This is a genomic window from Streptomyces sp. NPDC086835, from assembly GCF_044745705.1.
GTDB lineage: Bacteria > Actinomycetota > Actinomycetes > Streptomycetales > Streptomycetaceae > Streptomyces.
On sequence record NZ_JBIVAU010000001.1, the window covers coordinates 944,245 to 957,460 of the forward strand.

Below are 13,216 nucleotides of genomic sequence, written 5' to 3' on the forward strand. Positions count from 1 at the left end.
AGGTACGCGGAAAGGGGCCCCGCCAAAATCGGCGGGGCCCCTTTCACGGAGCTTTCTGCGCTCAGACCTGGCCGGCCTTCTCCAGCGCCGCGCAGCAGGTGTCCACCAGGAGGCGGGTCACCACGTACGGGTCGACGTTGGCGTTCGGGCGGCGGTCCTCGATGTAGCCCTTGCCGTCCTGCTCGACCTGCCACGGGATACGGACGGAGGCGCCACGGTCGGAGACGCCGTAGCTGTACTCGTTCCACGGGGCGGTCTCGTGCAGACCGGTGAGACGGTCGTCGATGCCGGCGCCGTAGTTCTTGACGTGGTCGAGGGGCTTGGAGCCCTCGCCCAGCGACTCGCACGCGGTGATGATGGCGTCGTAACCCTCGCGCATCGCCTTGGTCGAGAAGTTGGTGTGCGCGCCCGCGCCGTTCCAGTCGCCCTTCACCGGCTTGGGGTCCAGCGTCGCGGAGACCTTGAAGTCCTCGGCGGTGCGGTAGAGCAGCCAACGGGCCACCCACAGCTGGTCGGCGACCTCGAGCGGGGCGAGCGGGCCGACCTGGAACTCCCACTGGCCGGGCATGACCTCGGCGTTGATGCCGGAGATGCCGAGACCCGCCTTGAGGCAGTTCTCGAGGTGCGCCTCGACGACGTCACGGCCGAAGATCTCGTCGGCGCCGACACCGCAGTAGTAGCCGCCCTGCGGGGCGGGGAAGCCGCCGGCCGGGAAGCCGAGGGGACGCTCACCGTCGAAGAAGGTGTACTCCTGCTCGATGCCGAAGATCGGCTCCTGAGCGGCGAACCGCTCGTAGACCTCGGCCAGCGCGGCGCGGGTGTTGGACTCGTGCGGGGTCATGTCCGTGTTGAGGACCTCGCACAGCACCAGGACGTCGTCGCCGCCGCGGATCGGGTCCGGGCAGGTGAAGACCGGCTTGAGCACGCGGTCGGAGGCGTGGCCCTTGGCCTGGTTGGTGCTGGACCCGTCGAAGCCCCAGACGGGCAGCTCAGCGCCATCGTTGAGGATCTTCGTCTTCGAGCGAAGCTTGGCGGTCGGCTCGGTGCCGTCGATCCAGATGTACTCAGCCTTGAAGGTCACGGGGCCTCATCCTTTGCGGGTGCAGCGGTATGCCGCGCAGCTTGGCAATTCGCGATTTCCCGGCCGTTGCCCGTTTGTGAACCCCACGTTACGCAGCGGGTAGGACGGCCGGAACCGGTCGGGGAGGGGTGCCTCCCGCCGAGGCCGGAGCAGGGTCGGCGGCGACCCGGACCGGGGCCGCCGACGCGCACGGACGGACGCGTTGTCGCTGGTCAGGAGTGCCTTCGCAGGGGCGGGGGCGTTTCCTGGACGCGTCAGGGGAGACGTCGCCGGGTTCGTGCTGGGCAACGTTTCGGGGAAGCATCTGAGACACGCGACACATCTCCGCCGGTCGGTGATCGTCCCGGCCGCCGACGAACCGGGCGGTACGAGGCGGGACGGGTGTCCGGCCGCGGGGAACGGGCCGGCGGCGGCACGTCGTATACAGGGGTGTCCACGGGCTCGCGCACGCCGGACCGGGCGGACCGGCGGCTCTGTGACCGTGCACACTGGTGCGCATGACGAAGCAGACACAGCCGCTGCGTATCGGCCTCCTCGGCGCCGGGCCGTGGGCGGGGATGACGCAGGCACCGGCGCTGGCCGGGCATCCGGATGTCGTGTTCAGCGGCGTGTGGGGGAGGCGGCCGGAGGCGGCCGCGGCGCTGGCCGATGCCCATGGCACGGCGGCGTTCACCGGCGACGAGGGGATCGAGGCCCTGATCGCGGTCAGCGACGCCGTCGCGTTCGCCGTGCCGCCGGACGTCCAGGCCCCGCTCGCCGCCAGGGCGGCCGCGGCGGGCCGCCACCTGCTGCTGGACAAGCCGGTCGCGACCAACGTGGCCGCGGCGCGCGCGGCCGCCCGTGCCGCGCAGGACGCCCAGGTGGCGTCCGTGGTCTTCTGCACGCTGCGGTTCGCTGCCGACACGGCGCCCTGGGTGGCCGAACAGGCCGCCGCGGACGGGTGGTTCACGGCACACGCCCAGTGGCTCGGTTCGCTGTACTCGGACGGCTCCGACAGCCCGTTCGCGGCCTCGCCCTGGCGGCGTGAGAAGGGCGGCCTGTGGGACGTCGGCCCGCACGCCCTCTCGGCGCTGATCCCGGTGCTCGGCGATGTGACAACGCTGTCGGCGGCCCGTGGCCCGGCCGACACCGTCCACTTGGCGCTGCGGCACGCCTCCGGGGCCTCCAGCACGGTCACCCTCGGCCTGAGCGCGCCGGGCAAGGCGGCGGGTACGAGCCTCGTCCTGCTGGGAGAGCGGGGGAGGGCGGAGCTTCCCGAGGGCTGGGGCGATCCGGTCGACTCGTTCCGCAGGGCGGTCGACGCGCTGCTCGAGTCCGCGCGGACCGGGCAGCCGCACGACTGCGACATCCGCTTCGGCGTGCGGCTCACGGAGATCCTCGCGGAGGCGGAGGAACTGCTGGCCGGGACGGCGCCGTAGGGGGCAGGAAGGCCGCAGCCGCAGGGCCGGCGGGGGCGTTACCGGGGCCTGCGGCTACGGCGGCGCTACGGCCGCGCGGTACGAACGGCGCCGTGGCGCCGCCGGGTGTGCGGCCCGGCGGCCACGGCTCCCCCTGGGACAGTGGAAGGGGGAGCCGCTACGGCTACGTCCTCGGATCCGGCGCGACCGGTACGGGTCAGCCGACGCGCTCGATGCGCGCGTTGCGGATGAGGAACTTGCCCGCCTCGCGCACCTGCTCGAAGGCGGCGTTGTTCAGCAGCGCGCAGCTGCCGGAGACGGAAGTGACCTCGACGGTCGTGGACTTGTCGTTGTCCAGGTTGGTCACCTTGAGCTGCGTCCCGACGGGGAACTCGCTGCTGGAGGCGGCGGGCGCGCCGCCCTCGCCGGAGAGCGTCACGGTGGAGCCGGCACAGACGACCTCGCCCGCGGCGCCGCCGCCGGCCTCCTCGCCCGCCTGGTCACCCTGGCCGGCGTCCTGGTCCTGACCGGCGTCCTGGCCCTCGCCTGCGCCTTGGTCCTCGCCCCCGCCCTCCTCGACGGGCGGTGCCTCGGCCGGCGGCTGCTGAGCAGGAGGAGCCGCCGCCTGGCCGCCGCCCTCTCCGGCGTCGCAGCCTGCGGCCTCCTGCTGGACCCTGATCTGCGCGATCACCGCCTCGCGGTTGGCGATCCGTGCCTCCGACTGGGCGTCGGGATTGGCCCGTTGTCCGGCGATGAAGTTCTCGTTGTTGCGGACCGCCTGGGCCAGACCGTCGCAGGCCACGGACGCCTGGCTCGTCCCGGTCATGACAATCGCAGTGCCGCCGGCCATGGCCGCCGCGCCGACGAGGAGGGCGAGCTTCTTCTTGCCGCTGAGGGTCTTCTTGCGTGACACGTAAGGGCTCCTGTCCCCGGCCGCGGGGGCGGCCGGATGGTTCCTTGTGCCCTTACGTACGAGTAGCCGTGGCGGGCTGCTCACCGGCCCCGCCCGGCTCTTCCTTAACTTTCCTTAAGGCAACGGCAGTTCGCCGGCCGCACGGTGCGGCACCGCACCCTCACGCGCCTGCCGCGTCGAGCAGGGAGCGCATCTCCTGTACGGGCAGCCCCGGGTGCGCAGCCGCGCCCTCCCACGTCCGCGGGCCGCCTCCGGGTCGGCCGGCAGCGCGTGCACGCGCCCCAGGGGCAACCGCGGATCCTGTGCCGCCTCCCCGCGTACCCGGTCGACCGGATCGCGGCTGAGCCGGTCGATCTGCGCCGGTGTCGCGTCCGGGTCGCGGACCACGAGGGCCCGGGCGTTCGGGTCGTCGGCGTCCGCGAGACGCGCCGCGAGACCGGCACCCGGGAACTGCGGCTTGGCGGCAAGCATCGCCACCGCCCGGTGGCTCCCGTGCAGGTAAAGGTCCAGCAGCAGCTCCGGCGGAGCCGCCGGATGGTACTCGGCGAGCAGCAGCCGGACCGCGAAGTCCTCGTCCCGCGCCAGCAGTTCGACCATGTCGGCGGGCAGACCCCGGCACACGGCGGCGCTCCGCCGCAGCCAGGTGTGCGCGGAGGTCGCGCACCGGCGCAGGACTTCGGGGTCGTCGCGGGCGTCCCACACCCAGCGCAGGGTGTCGAGCCGCTCGTCGGGATCGACCGTGCAGCCGATCGCCGCCCGCTCCTCCTCGGTCAGACCGGGACGGGCCGACACGGCGAGGCGGACCCGCGGATCGTCGTCGACGGCGAGCCGCGCCACCAGGTCGGACGGGAGCGTGGGATTGAGAGCGAGCTTCGTGATGTGGGGCCGCTCCGCGGCCATCCGTTCGGCCACCTCCCGGCCGAGAGTGCCGCTCTCCAGCACTTCACCGAGCCGCCGACGACGCCGGTGATGCCGTGGACGTCTCCCAGGGCCGGCAGCCGCAGCAGCACGTCGCCCGGCGCGGCCGGGTTGCGGGCCAGGCCCACCAAGGTTCCGCGCTGCCGCTCCGTCATGGCCGGTCGTGCCATGCCGTTCAGCCGCGCCCCAGCGCCTCCCGTACCGCTTCCTCCGAGCGTCCCACCACCGCGGACCCGTCGTCCGCCGTGATGATCGGGCGCTGGATGAGCTTCGGGTGCTCGGAGAGCGCCGCGACCCAGCGGTCACGGGAGGCGGCGTCCCGGGGCCAGTCGGCGATGCCCAGCTCCTTGGCGACGGCCTCGCCCGTGCGCGTGATGTCCCAGGGCTCCAGACCCAGACGCTCGAGGACGGCGCGGATCTCGTCCTCGCTCGGGACGTCCTCGAGGTAACGGCGCACGGTGTATTCGGCGCCCTCCGCGTCGAGCAGATCCACGGCGCTGCGGCACTTGGAACAGGCGGGGTTGATCCAGATCTCCATGGGCTCCACGGTACCGCTCCGGAGCCCCTCAAATGGCGTCTGGCCAGGGGAGATTGTCAGTGCCCGCCGGTAGAATGAACAGTAGTTCGGGATGGTCCCGCCACCGCGCCAGGAGGTTGCCGATGGCCGTAGCCACACTCACGACGAAGCCCCTGACCCCGCCCATCAAGAAGCCGCTCCCGGCCGGACAGCCGCGCGAGTGGTACGTGTCCCACAACCGCCGGCTGAAGGCCATGCGCCTCGCGATCGCACTTCTCGATTCCGGCGTCTACCACCCGGCGACCGCCGACAACCGGCGGATCCGGTCGACGGCGGAGCGCATCGGTGTCCACGTCCCGTCCGACACGACATGCCGGATGGTCAGGGCCCTGATCCGCTACGGGCGCTGAACCGGCCGGTTCACGAGGAGGCGGGGTGCCGGGGATCCGGCGCCCCGTTCCCGTACCGCTCCACCCGCACCGGGTCCCCGACCGACAGCGTGCCCTCGCGCACCACGGCCGCCTTCGCGCCGAAGCTCACCTTGTTGTCGTAGGCGGGCTCCCGTCGGTACGTGGCGAGCGTGCGCACCGGTTCGGGGCCGGCCCGCAGGCCGGTGCGCTGGTCCACCAGCGGCACGGAGCAGCGCATCGCCCGCACGGAGTGGGCGAGTTGCACCCCGCCGGCCTCCAACCGCCGCATGACGTCCTCGTCGTGGGGCTCCGCGCACCCGTCCAGCACGATGTTGGCGCGGAAGCGGTCCATCGGCACCGGCTCCCCGCCGGCGGCCTCGATCCGTGCGTTCAGCCCGTCCAGGGACGCCTGGGACACGACGAGCACGGCATGGGCGTCTGCGAAGGCGACCTTCCCCGGCGTCTCGCCCCATCCGTCCCGGTCGAACCCGCCGGGCACCCGCACCAGCCGCGACTTGGCGCCGAACACCTCGGAGAACCACTCGGCGGCGTCCTCGCCCTGGTCCGGGCAGTGCCCGACCGGCTTGTCGAACAGGCTCACCGGCCGCGGCTCCCCCTCTGGGTCGACCGCCACGACCACGCTCCCGATCCCGTGCGCGCTCAGTCGCATCGTCCGTCCGCCGTCGAGGAGCTCCGGCCTGACCGCGGCCATGGCCGGCGTCTTGCGCTGACTCCGGAAAGTCCCGTCGACGGCGTCGACGACCATGAACGTCCGGTCGTGCTCCAGCCCCATGGCGCCGACCCGGGCCGACTCCACGGCCGTGCCGGCACAGCCCTTGACCGGGTAGTACGTCAGCGACTGCACAGTGATCCCCATGCCACCCGATCGTAGCCGCGTGCGCCCCGGTGGCCCGCCCGTCACAGCCGGGCCTCCAGCCGCTCCTTAGCGGCCGGCCACTCGTCGGCCAGCATCGAGAAGTACACGCTGTCGCGCCACGTCCCGTCCGGCCGCCGACGGTGCCGCCGCAGCACACCCTCCCGCTGCGCCCCGAGGCGCGCGATGGCGTCCTGCGAGCGCCGGTTCATGTGGTCGGTCTTCAACTGGACGCGGCCCATGCCGAGTTCCTCGAAGGCATGGCCCAGCAACAGCAGCTTCGCCTCGGTGTTCACGGCGGTCCGCCAGTACGCCCGCCCGTACCAGGTCCACCCGATCTCCAGGCGTTCGTCCCGCACGTCGACGTCCGAGAACGTGGTCCAGCCGACGGCCCGCCCGGAACCGAGGTGGATCACGGCGAACGGCACGTACCTGCCCCGCTCCGCCTCGGTCAGCAGCTCGCGAAGGGTGTCACCGAGCTCCGCCTCGCTCTGCGGGGCCGGCCCGCCCTGCCAGCGCCAGACCTCTTCGTCCTTCCCGCCAGCGGCGAAGAGATCGGAGAGATGGCCCTCCGTGAGCGGTTCGAGGCGCACATGGCGGCCGGTGAGGGTGACGGGGGAGGGAGCCTTGGCGGTCATGCCAAGAACCTAGACCGATCCTGCACTAGAAGCAACCAGATTATGTACTAGTGCATAAATCCGGGTGGGACCGGTCGTCAGTGGCTGTTGCGGAAGACGAGCAGATACCGCCAGAACAGCAGCCGCCGTACACCCGCCCCGGGCAGCAGCACCGCCGCCTCACGCCTGATGTCGGCCAGCGCCATGTCCGGCTGCCGCACCGGCGGCCGCGTCACGCACCGCCCGCGCTTCCCCGCCCGGCACCGGTCCGTCACGCCCACGGCGAGCCGGGCGACGGCGTTGACGGGCACGGCCGCCAGGCTCCATGCCCGGTCGGCGGGCGTCCTCTCCGGATAACAGCCGAGGACCACCAGCACGCCTCCGGGCGCGAGCGCGCCACGCAGCGCGGCCACGGTGGCGAACGGCATGTGGTGGAGGCTCGCGAGGCAGGAGATGAAGTCGTAGTGGCCGCGGGGCAGCTCCATCTCCGTGATGTCGCCCTGCTCGAAACTCGGGCCCCTGCCGACGGCCGACCGCGCACGTGCCTCTGCGATCATCTCGGCGGACGGATCGACGGCGTCCACGTCCAGGCCGAGCCCGGCGAGCCTGCGGGCGAACCGCCCCGTCCCGCACCCGACATCCAGCGCCGCGCCCCCGCCGCGCGGCGCGTGGCGCAGCAGCAGGCGGTGGTAGTGGTCGTTGTGATCGAAAGGCATGCCGCGACCCTGCCACGCGTGCGCAACCGGCACCGGGCCGCGAACGACCGCCGGCCGCGCCTTCCCGTGAGGGAAGAGCGCGGCCGGCGGCCCCTGAAACCGGGACCTGTCCCACCGGTGCGACCGGTGGAGCGGATCTTTAGATGTCGAAGTACAACTCGAACTCGTGCGGGTGCGGACGCAGCTGGATCGGCGCGATCTCGTTCGTGCGCTTGTAGTCGATCCACGTCTCGATCAGGTCGGGCGTGAAGACACCGCCGGCGAGCAGGTACTCGTTGTCCGCCTCGAGGGCGTCCAGCACGGCCGGGAGGGAGGTCGGGACCTGCGGGACGCCCGCGTGCTCCTCGGGGGCCAGCTCGTAGAGGTCCTTGTCGATCGGCTCGGCCGGCTCGATCTTGTTCTTGACACCGTCGAGGCCCGCGAGCAGCAGCGCGGAGAAGGCCAGGTACGGGTTGGACGACGGGTCCGGGGCGCGGAACTCGACGCGCTTGGCCTTCGGGTTCGAGCCCGTGATCGGGATACGCATCGCGGCGGAGCGGTTGCGCTGCGAGTAGACCAGGTTGACCGGGGCCTCGAAGCCGGGGACCAGGCGGTGGTAGGAGTTCACCGTCGGGTTGGTGAAGGCCAGCAGCGACGGCGCGTGCTTGAGGATGCCGCCGATGTAGTACCGGGCGGTGTCGGACAGGCCCGCGTAGCCCTGCTCGTCGTAGAACAGCGGGGCGCCACCCTGCCACAGCGACTGGTGGACGTGCATGCCGGAGCCGTTGTCACCGAAGATCGGCTTGGGCATGAAGGTCGCGGTCTTGCCGTTGCGCCAGGCGACGTTCTTCACGATGTACTTGAAGAGCATCAGGTCGTCGGCCGCGGCGAGCAGCGTGTTGAACTTGTAGTTGATCTCGGCCTGGCCGGCGGTGCCGACCTCGTGGTGCTGGCGCTCGACCTGGAGGCCGTTCTTGTCCAGCTCCAGGGAGATCTCCGCGCGCAGGTCGGCGAAGTGGTCGACCGGCGGGGCCGGGAAGTAGCCGCCCTTGTAGCGGACCTTGTAACCACGGTTGTTCTCGATGGCGCCGGTGTTCCAGGCGCCCGCCTCGGAGTCGATGTGGTAGAAGGACTCGTTCGCCGAGGTCTGGAAGCGCACGTTGTCGAACACGTAGAACTCGGCCTCGGGGCCGAAGTACGCGGTGTCGGCGATGCCGGTGGAGGCGAGGTACGCCTCGGCCTTCTTGGCCACGTTCCGCGGGTCACGGCTGTACTGCTCGCCGGTGATCGGGTCGTGGATGAAGAAGTTGATGTTGACCGTCTTGTCGCGGCGGAAGGGGTCGACACGGGCGGTCGACAGGTCGGCACGCAGCGCCATGTCGGACTCGTGGATCGCCTGGAAGCCGCGGATCGACGAGCCGTCGAAGGCGAGCTCCTCGGCCGGGTCGAACGCCGCAGCCGGGATCGTGAAGTGCTGCATCACGCCAGGCAGGTCGCAGAACCGGACATCGATGAACTTGACGTCCTCGTCCGCGATGAACTTCTTGACGTCATCGGCGTTCTGGAACATCCAACTCCTCCTACTCCCACCCGGGAGGGGCGGGGTTGCAGCTCGTCCGTGCGGCCAGTGCGGTGGCACACGCTGATCTCGACCGTAGGCGGACGGGATTTCTCCAGCGTGACCCATTTGTTTCGACGAAGTTAACCGGACGAGGGTCACAGTGCGGGAACGGCCCCGGACGCAGGAGGGTGAAAGGGTGCCCAGTACCGTGGACGGGTGGACAACAGGCAAGCAATCGGATCGTGGCTCTCCGGGCCCCGCGCGGCCGCGGAGGACATGGGTGTCGACTTCGGGTACCGGGGTCAGCGGCTGGGTCTGCCGGAGCACGGCCCGGGCTCCGTCGCCCCCCTCGGGCGCCGCTTCGGGGCGCTCTTCATCGACTGGGGACTGTGTTTCCTGATCGCATACGGACTGTTCGCGGGCGGTGACCAGCAGGCGGCCGGGAACTGGGCCCTCGGCATCTTCCTCGTCCTCGGCGTCCTGACGGTGGGCACCGTCGGCTTCACGCCCGGTAAGCGCCTCCTCGGGCTGCGGGTCGCCTCCGAGGACGGCGGGCGCCTCGCCTTCGGGTGGGCCGTCGTCCGGACGGTGCTGCTCTGCCTCGCGATCCCCGCGCTCGTCTGGGACCGGGACGGCCGCGGCCTGCACGACCGGCTCGCCCGCGCGGTGCAGGTGCGGATCTGAACCGTCCGCGGTTGCTGCGGCCACGGACACGGACGCGCCGGCACCGGGGCGGGGCACCGGCACCCGCTGACCCCGGCCGGGCCACGGCCGGCACCGGGCCTCGGTACAGCGGCGCAGTCGGCACCCGGCACGGCCGGTACGGACACGGCCGGCACCCGCCGATACCGGGCCGGGACACAGACGGCACGCGGCCCGGCCACAGCCGACACAGCAGGCGCCCGGCCCGGGCAGCCCGGCCACGGACACGGCCGGCACCCGCCGACACCGGGCCCGGACACAGACGGCACCCGGCCAGGCCCATGGACGGCACCGCACAGGCGCAGACGTGAGGCGGGGCCCGGACATCGTCCGGGCCCCGCCTCACGTCTGTCTGTACAGCGCGTCAGCGCATCTTTCCGCCGCGCGGCATCCGCATGCCCTTGGGCATCGGGCCCTTCGGCAGCGGCATGTTGCTCATCAGGTCGCCCATCGCCCGCAGCCGGTCGTTGGCCGCCGTCACCTGCGGGCCGGTGAGCACCCGCGGGAGCTTGAGCATCGTGGTGCGCACCTTCTTCAGCGGCACCTGGCCCTCGCCGTTGCCGACGAGGATGTCGTGCACGGGGACGTCCACGACGATGCGGTTCATCTTCTTCTTCTCGGCCGCGAGCAGTGCCTTCAGCCGGTTCGGGTTGCCCTCGGCCACCAGCACGATGCCGGCCTTGCCGACGGCGCGGTGCACTACGTCCTGGTTGCGGTTCATCGCCACGGCCGGGGTGGTGGTCCAGCCGCGTCCCACGTTCTGCAGGACCGCGGCCGCCGCTCCCGGCTGGCCCTCCATCTGTCCGAAGGCGGCCCGCTCGGCGCGCCGCCCGAAGATGATCGCCATCGCCAGGAAAGCCAGCACGAAGCCGAGGATCCCCAGATAGACCGGGTGACCGATCAGGAAGCCGATCCCGAGGAAGACACCGAAGGTGACGATTCCCACACCCGCGACGACAAGACCGACCTTCGGGTCGGCCTTCCGGGTCATCTTGTACGTCAGGGCGATCTGCTTCAGTCGCCCCGGGTTCGCAGCAGCGTCAGCGCTGTCTGAATTTGCCTTCCTCGCCATACCCGAAGTTTACGTGGCCTATGACGTGCGGGTCGCCACGGCCTCCAGTACGTGCTGAGCCTCCACCCGGTCCTTGGCGCGGCGGCGGTCCTCGAGGACCGCGGTCCAGGCGTTGCGGCGGGCCGTGCGCTGGCCGGCGCCGAGGATGATGGACTCCATGGCGCGCAATGCGCCGGTGACGGACGGGATCGGGTTGGCACTGACGTGGCGTGCCGGCACGGCCTGCATGGTGGCGATTCCCCCTCGGGGTGAACGGCGGTGAGTGGGAGCTGTGCGTGAATCGAGCGTCACTGACTGGTGTTACCAGGGCATGACCGGCCGGTCAAACGCTGATGAAGGGCCGATTCGCGGGTCGTGGAGATCCGGGAACGAGAACGCGGCCCGTACCCCGCCCCCGACCTGCGGGGAGGGTGCGGACCGCGTCCAACCGGCCATTACCGGCCGGTAGTTGCTTGTGCCAGAATTCACACGGCCTGGGCGGCGCCGGTGGCGTCGACGCCGGCGGCGGAGCCACGGGCTTCCATCGCCTGCTGGAACAGACGGCCGGCCCGGTACGAGGAACGGACCAGTGGACCCGACATCACACCGGAGAAGCCGATCTCGTCGGCCTCCTCCTTGAGCTCGACGAACTCGTGCGGCTTCACCCAGCGCTCCACCGGGTGGTGGCGCACCGACGGGCGCAGGTACTGGGTGATGGTGATCAGCTCGCAGCCCGCCTCGTGCAGGTGCTGGAGCGCCTCGCTGACCTCTTCGCGGGTCTCGCCCATGCCGAGGATCAGGTTCGACTTGGTCACCAGGCCCGCTTCACGGGCACGCGTGATGACCTCGAGCGAGCGCTCGTAGCGGAAGCCGGGGCGGATGCGCTTGAAGATGCGCGGCACGGTCTCGACGTTGTGCGCGAGCACCTCGGGGCGCGAGGAGAAGACCTCGGCCAGCTGCTCCGGCACCGCGTTGAAGTCGGGGATCAGCAGCTCGACCTTGGTGTGGCCGCCTTCGCGGTCCGCGGTCATCGCGTGGATCTGGCGCACGGTCTCCGCGTACAGCCAGGCGCCGCCGTCCTCGAGGTCGTCGCGGGCGACGCCGGTGATGGTGGCGTAGTTCAGGTCCATCGTGACGACGGACTCGCCGACGCGGCGCGGCTCGTCACGGTCGAGGGCCTGCGGCTTGCCGGTGTCGATCTGGCAGAAGTCGCAGCGTCGGGTGCACTGGTCACCGCCGATGAGGAAGGTCGCCTCGCGGTCCTCCCAGCACTCGAAGATGTTGGGACAGCCCGCCTCCTGGCAGACCGTGTGGAGTCCCTCGCTCTTGACCAGTTTCTGCAGCTGGTTGTACTCGGGGCCCATCTTCGCCCGGGTCTTGATCCACTCGGGCTTGCGCTCGATGGGGGTCTGGCTGTTGCGGACCTCCAGGCGCAGCATCTTGCGTCCGTCGGGTGCGACTGCGGACACGACCGGCTCCCTACAGCTTCGATTCTTCGGCGAACACCAGGGTACGCCCGTTAAAAGTGCGGCCTTACGTTCGGCCAACCTGTGGCCACGGAACCGCATTCCCGCCCGGGTCCCGGGCCGGGGTCCCGGCCCCGTGGGACGGGGCCGGTTCTCCGGCTCAGACGGGCGTCTTCTCCGCCTCGGGCGCCGCCTCGGGCACCGCGTCACGCACGATCTCCCGGGGCCGCGGCTCCGCGTTCTCCAGCACCTCCCGCAGGTGCCGCTCCAGCACGGGCAGCACCTCGGCGATGGTGATGTCGCGGCCCAGCTCGTTCGCGAGCGAGGCCACTCCCGCGTCCCGGATGCCGCACGGCACGATCTTGTCGAACCAGGTGTTGTCCGGGTTCACGTTCAGGGCGAAGCCGTGCATCGACACGCCCTTGGCGATACGGATGCCGATCGCCGCGAGCTTGCGGTCCTCGCGGCGCTGGCCGGCGTTGGAGGGGGCGTACTCGGGGCCGTTGAGCCGCGGGTCGAACTCCTCGTCCGTCAGCCGGGGGTCGAAGTCCAGCGAGAGGCCGCCGACGGCCGGGCGCTGCTCCACCGGGTCGCCGAGCACCCAGACACCGCTGCGTCCCTCGACCCGGCTGGTCTCCACGCCGAACTCGGCGCAGGTGCGGATCAGCGCGTCCTCGAGACGGCGTACGTGCGCGATGACGTCCACGGGGCGCGGCAGCTTCAGGATCGGGTAGCCCACCAGCTGGCCGGGGCCGTGCCAGGTGATCTTCCCGCCGCGGTCCACGTCGACGACGGGCGTCCCGTCCAGGGGTCGCTCACTGTCCTCGGTGCGCCGCCCCGCCGTGTAGACGGGCGGGTGCTCCAGCAGCAGGCATGTGTCGGGGATCTCGTCGGCGAAGCGGGCGGCGTGGACCTCGCGCTGCTTCTGCCATGCCTCCTGGTACTCGACGGCTTCGTCGCCGAACCCCAGTCGGACGAACCGCAGGTCACTCACGGCTGTGCCTCCCTCGAACC

15 protein-coding genes are annotated in these 13,216 nt (G+C 71.3%); 3 read left to right on the forward strand and 12 right to left on the reverse strand.

What is annotated here, in order from left to right; translation table 11 throughout:
- Positions 1-61: 61 nt before the first annotated feature.
- Positions 62-1,081, reverse strand: coding sequence for a glutamine synthetase (glnII, locus tag ACIPJI_RS04390; RefSeq protein ID WP_356619235.1), 1,020 nt, complete (start codon positions 1,079-1,081; stop codon positions 62-64).
- A gap of 497 nt (positions 1,082-1,578) precedes the next feature.
- On the opposite strand from glnII, the gene ACIPJI_RS04395 reads away from it, so the two are divergent.
- Positions 1,579-2,499, forward strand: a complete 921-nt coding sequence (locus ACIPJI_RS04395) for a Gfo/Idh/MocA family protein (protein WP_307706000.1) — start codon at positions 1,579-1,581, stop codon at positions 2,497-2,499.
- Between the two features lie 196 nt (positions 2,500-2,695).
- Here ACIPJI_RS04395 and ACIPJI_RS04400 read toward each other — a convergent pair whose 3' ends face one another.
- From ACIPJI_RS04400 to ACIPJI_RS04410, 3 genes are all read right to left on the reverse strand, one after another.
- Positions 2,696-3,391, reverse strand: coding sequence for a hypothetical protein (locus ACIPJI_RS04400; RefSeq protein WP_402244422.1), 696 nt, complete (start codon positions 3,389-3,391; stop codon positions 2,696-2,698).
- Between the two features lie 114 nt (positions 3,392-3,505).
- Positions 3,506-4,291, reverse strand: coding sequence for a hypothetical protein (locus ACIPJI_RS04405; protein WP_402244424.1), 786 nt, complete (start codon positions 4,289-4,291; stop codon positions 3,506-3,508).
- A 193-nt stretch (positions 4,292-4,484) separates the two neighbouring features.
- The gene (locus ACIPJI_RS04410; protein WP_402244426.1) at positions 4,485-4,847 is read right to left on the reverse strand and encodes an arsenate reductase family protein; all 363 of its coding nucleotides are present in this window, start codon (positions 4,845-4,847) and stop codon (positions 4,485-4,487) included.
- Between the two features lie 122 nt (positions 4,848-4,969).
- Between ACIPJI_RS04410 and ACIPJI_RS04415 the strand changes: the two genes are divergently transcribed.
- A complete protein-coding gene (locus ACIPJI_RS04415; protein ID WP_307705995.1) occupies positions 4,970-5,236 on the forward strand; it encodes a hypothetical protein in 267 nt (88 codons plus the stop codon).
- Positions 5,237-5,246: 10 nt separating this feature from the next.
- Here ACIPJI_RS04415 and ACIPJI_RS04420 read toward each other — a convergent pair whose 3' ends face one another.
- The 4 genes from ACIPJI_RS04420 to glnA all read right to left on the reverse strand — a co-directional run bounded on the left by ACIPJI_RS04420 (position 5,247) and on the right by glnA (position 8,992).
- The gene (locus ACIPJI_RS04420; protein ID WP_402244428.1) at positions 5,247-6,113 is read right to left on the reverse strand and encodes an MOSC domain-containing protein; all 867 of its coding nucleotides are present in this window, start codon (positions 6,111-6,113) and stop codon (positions 5,247-5,249) included.
- A 41-nt stretch (positions 6,114-6,154) separates the two neighbouring features.
- Complete coding sequence (locus tag ACIPJI_RS04425; RefSeq protein ID WP_402244429.1) at positions 6,155-6,748, reverse strand: GNAT family N-acetyltransferase; 594 nt, start codon at positions 6,746-6,748, stop codon at positions 6,155-6,157.
- Positions 6,749-6,825: 77 nt separating this feature from the next.
- Positions 6,826-7,443 carry a class I SAM-dependent methyltransferase gene (locus ACIPJI_RS04430; protein ID WP_402244431.1) on the reverse strand — a complete coding sequence of 206 codons (618 nt, stop codon included), beginning with the start codon at positions 7,441-7,443 and terminating at the stop codon, positions 6,826-6,828.
- Between the two features lie 139 nt (positions 7,444-7,582).
- Positions 7,583-8,992 carry a type I glutamate--ammonia ligase gene (glnA, locus tag ACIPJI_RS04435; RefSeq protein WP_356619251.1) on the reverse strand — a complete coding sequence of 470 codons (1,410 nt, stop codon included), beginning with the start codon at positions 8,990-8,992 and terminating at the stop codon, positions 7,583-7,585.
- A 207-nt stretch (positions 8,993-9,199) separates the two neighbouring features.
- Between glnA and ACIPJI_RS04440 the strand changes: the two genes are divergently transcribed.
- A complete protein-coding gene (locus tag ACIPJI_RS04440; protein ID WP_307705990.1) occupies positions 9,200-9,667 on the forward strand; it encodes an RDD family protein in 468 nt (155 codons plus the stop codon).
- A 382-nt stretch (positions 9,668-10,049) separates the two neighbouring features.
- Here the strand turns inward: ACIPJI_RS04440 and ACIPJI_RS04445 are convergent, their stop codons facing one another.
- The 4 genes from ACIPJI_RS04445 to lipB all read right to left on the reverse strand — a co-directional run bounded on the left by ACIPJI_RS04445 (position 10,050) and on the right by lipB (position 13,196).
- Positions 10,050-10,757 (reverse strand): DUF4191 domain-containing protein, encoded by a 708-nt coding sequence (locus tag ACIPJI_RS04445; protein WP_159692709.1) that lies wholly within the window; start codon positions 10,755-10,757, stop codon positions 10,050-10,052.
- A gap of 18 nt (positions 10,758-10,775) precedes the next feature.
- On the reverse strand, positions 10,776-10,985 hold the full coding sequence (locus ACIPJI_RS04450; protein ID WP_307705989.1) for a hypothetical protein: 210 nt from the start codon (positions 10,983-10,985) through the stop codon (positions 10,776-10,778).
- A gap of 236 nt (positions 10,986-11,221) precedes the next feature.
- Positions 11,222-12,205 carry a lipoyl synthase gene (gene lipA, locus ACIPJI_RS04455; protein ID WP_402244433.1) on the reverse strand — a complete coding sequence of 328 codons (984 nt, stop codon included), beginning with the start codon at positions 12,203-12,205 and terminating at the stop codon, positions 11,222-11,224.
- A gap of 157 nt (positions 12,206-12,362) precedes the next feature.
- On the reverse strand, positions 12,363-13,196 hold the full coding sequence (lipB, locus tag ACIPJI_RS04460; protein WP_356619256.1) for a lipoyl(octanoyl) transferase LipB: 834 nt from the start codon (positions 13,194-13,196) through the stop codon (positions 12,363-12,365).
- Positions 13,197-13,216 lie beyond the last annotated feature (20 nt).

Bases quoted from the DNA above. Each gene is read 5' to 3' on its own strand.
- ACIPJI_RS04445 (WP_159692709.1), bottom strand. From the start codon at position 10,757: ATGGCGAGGAAGGCAAATTCAGACAGCGCTGACGCTGCTGCGAACCCG.
- ACIPJI_RS04415 (WP_307705995.1), top strand. From the start codon at position 4,970: ATGGCCGTAGCCACACTCACGACGAAGCCCCTGACCCCGCCCATCAAG.
- ACIPJI_RS04430 (WP_402244431.1), bottom strand. From the start codon at position 7,443: ATGCCTTTCGATCACAACGACCACTACCACCGCCTGCTGCTGCGCCAC.
- ACIPJI_RS04395 (WP_307706000.1), top strand. From the start codon at position 1,579: ATGACGAAGCAGACACAGCCGCTGCGTATCGGCCTCCTCGGCGCCGGG.
- ACIPJI_RS04410 (WP_402244426.1), bottom strand. From the start codon at position 4,847: ATGGAGATCTGGATCAACCCCGCCTGTTCCAAGTGCCGCAGCGCCGTG.
- ACIPJI_RS04420 (WP_402244428.1), bottom strand. From the start codon at position 6,113: ATGGGGATCACTGTGCAGTCGCTGACGTACTACCCGGTCAAGGGCTGT.
- glnA (WP_356619251.1), bottom strand. From the start codon at position 8,992: ATGTTCCAGAACGCCGATGACGTCAAGAAGTTCATCGCGGACGAGGAC.
- ACIPJI_RS04405 (WP_402244424.1), bottom strand. From the start codon at position 4,291: ATGGCCGCGGAGCGGCCCCACATCACGAAGCTCGCTCTCAATCCCACG.
- ACIPJI_RS04450 (WP_307705989.1), bottom strand. From the start codon at position 10,985: ATGCAGGCCGTGCCGGCACGCCACGTCAGTGCCAACCCGATCCCGTCC.
- ACIPJI_RS04425 (WP_402244429.1), bottom strand. From the start codon at position 6,748: ATGACCGCCAAGGCTCCCTCCCCCGTCACCCTCACCGGCCGCCATGTG.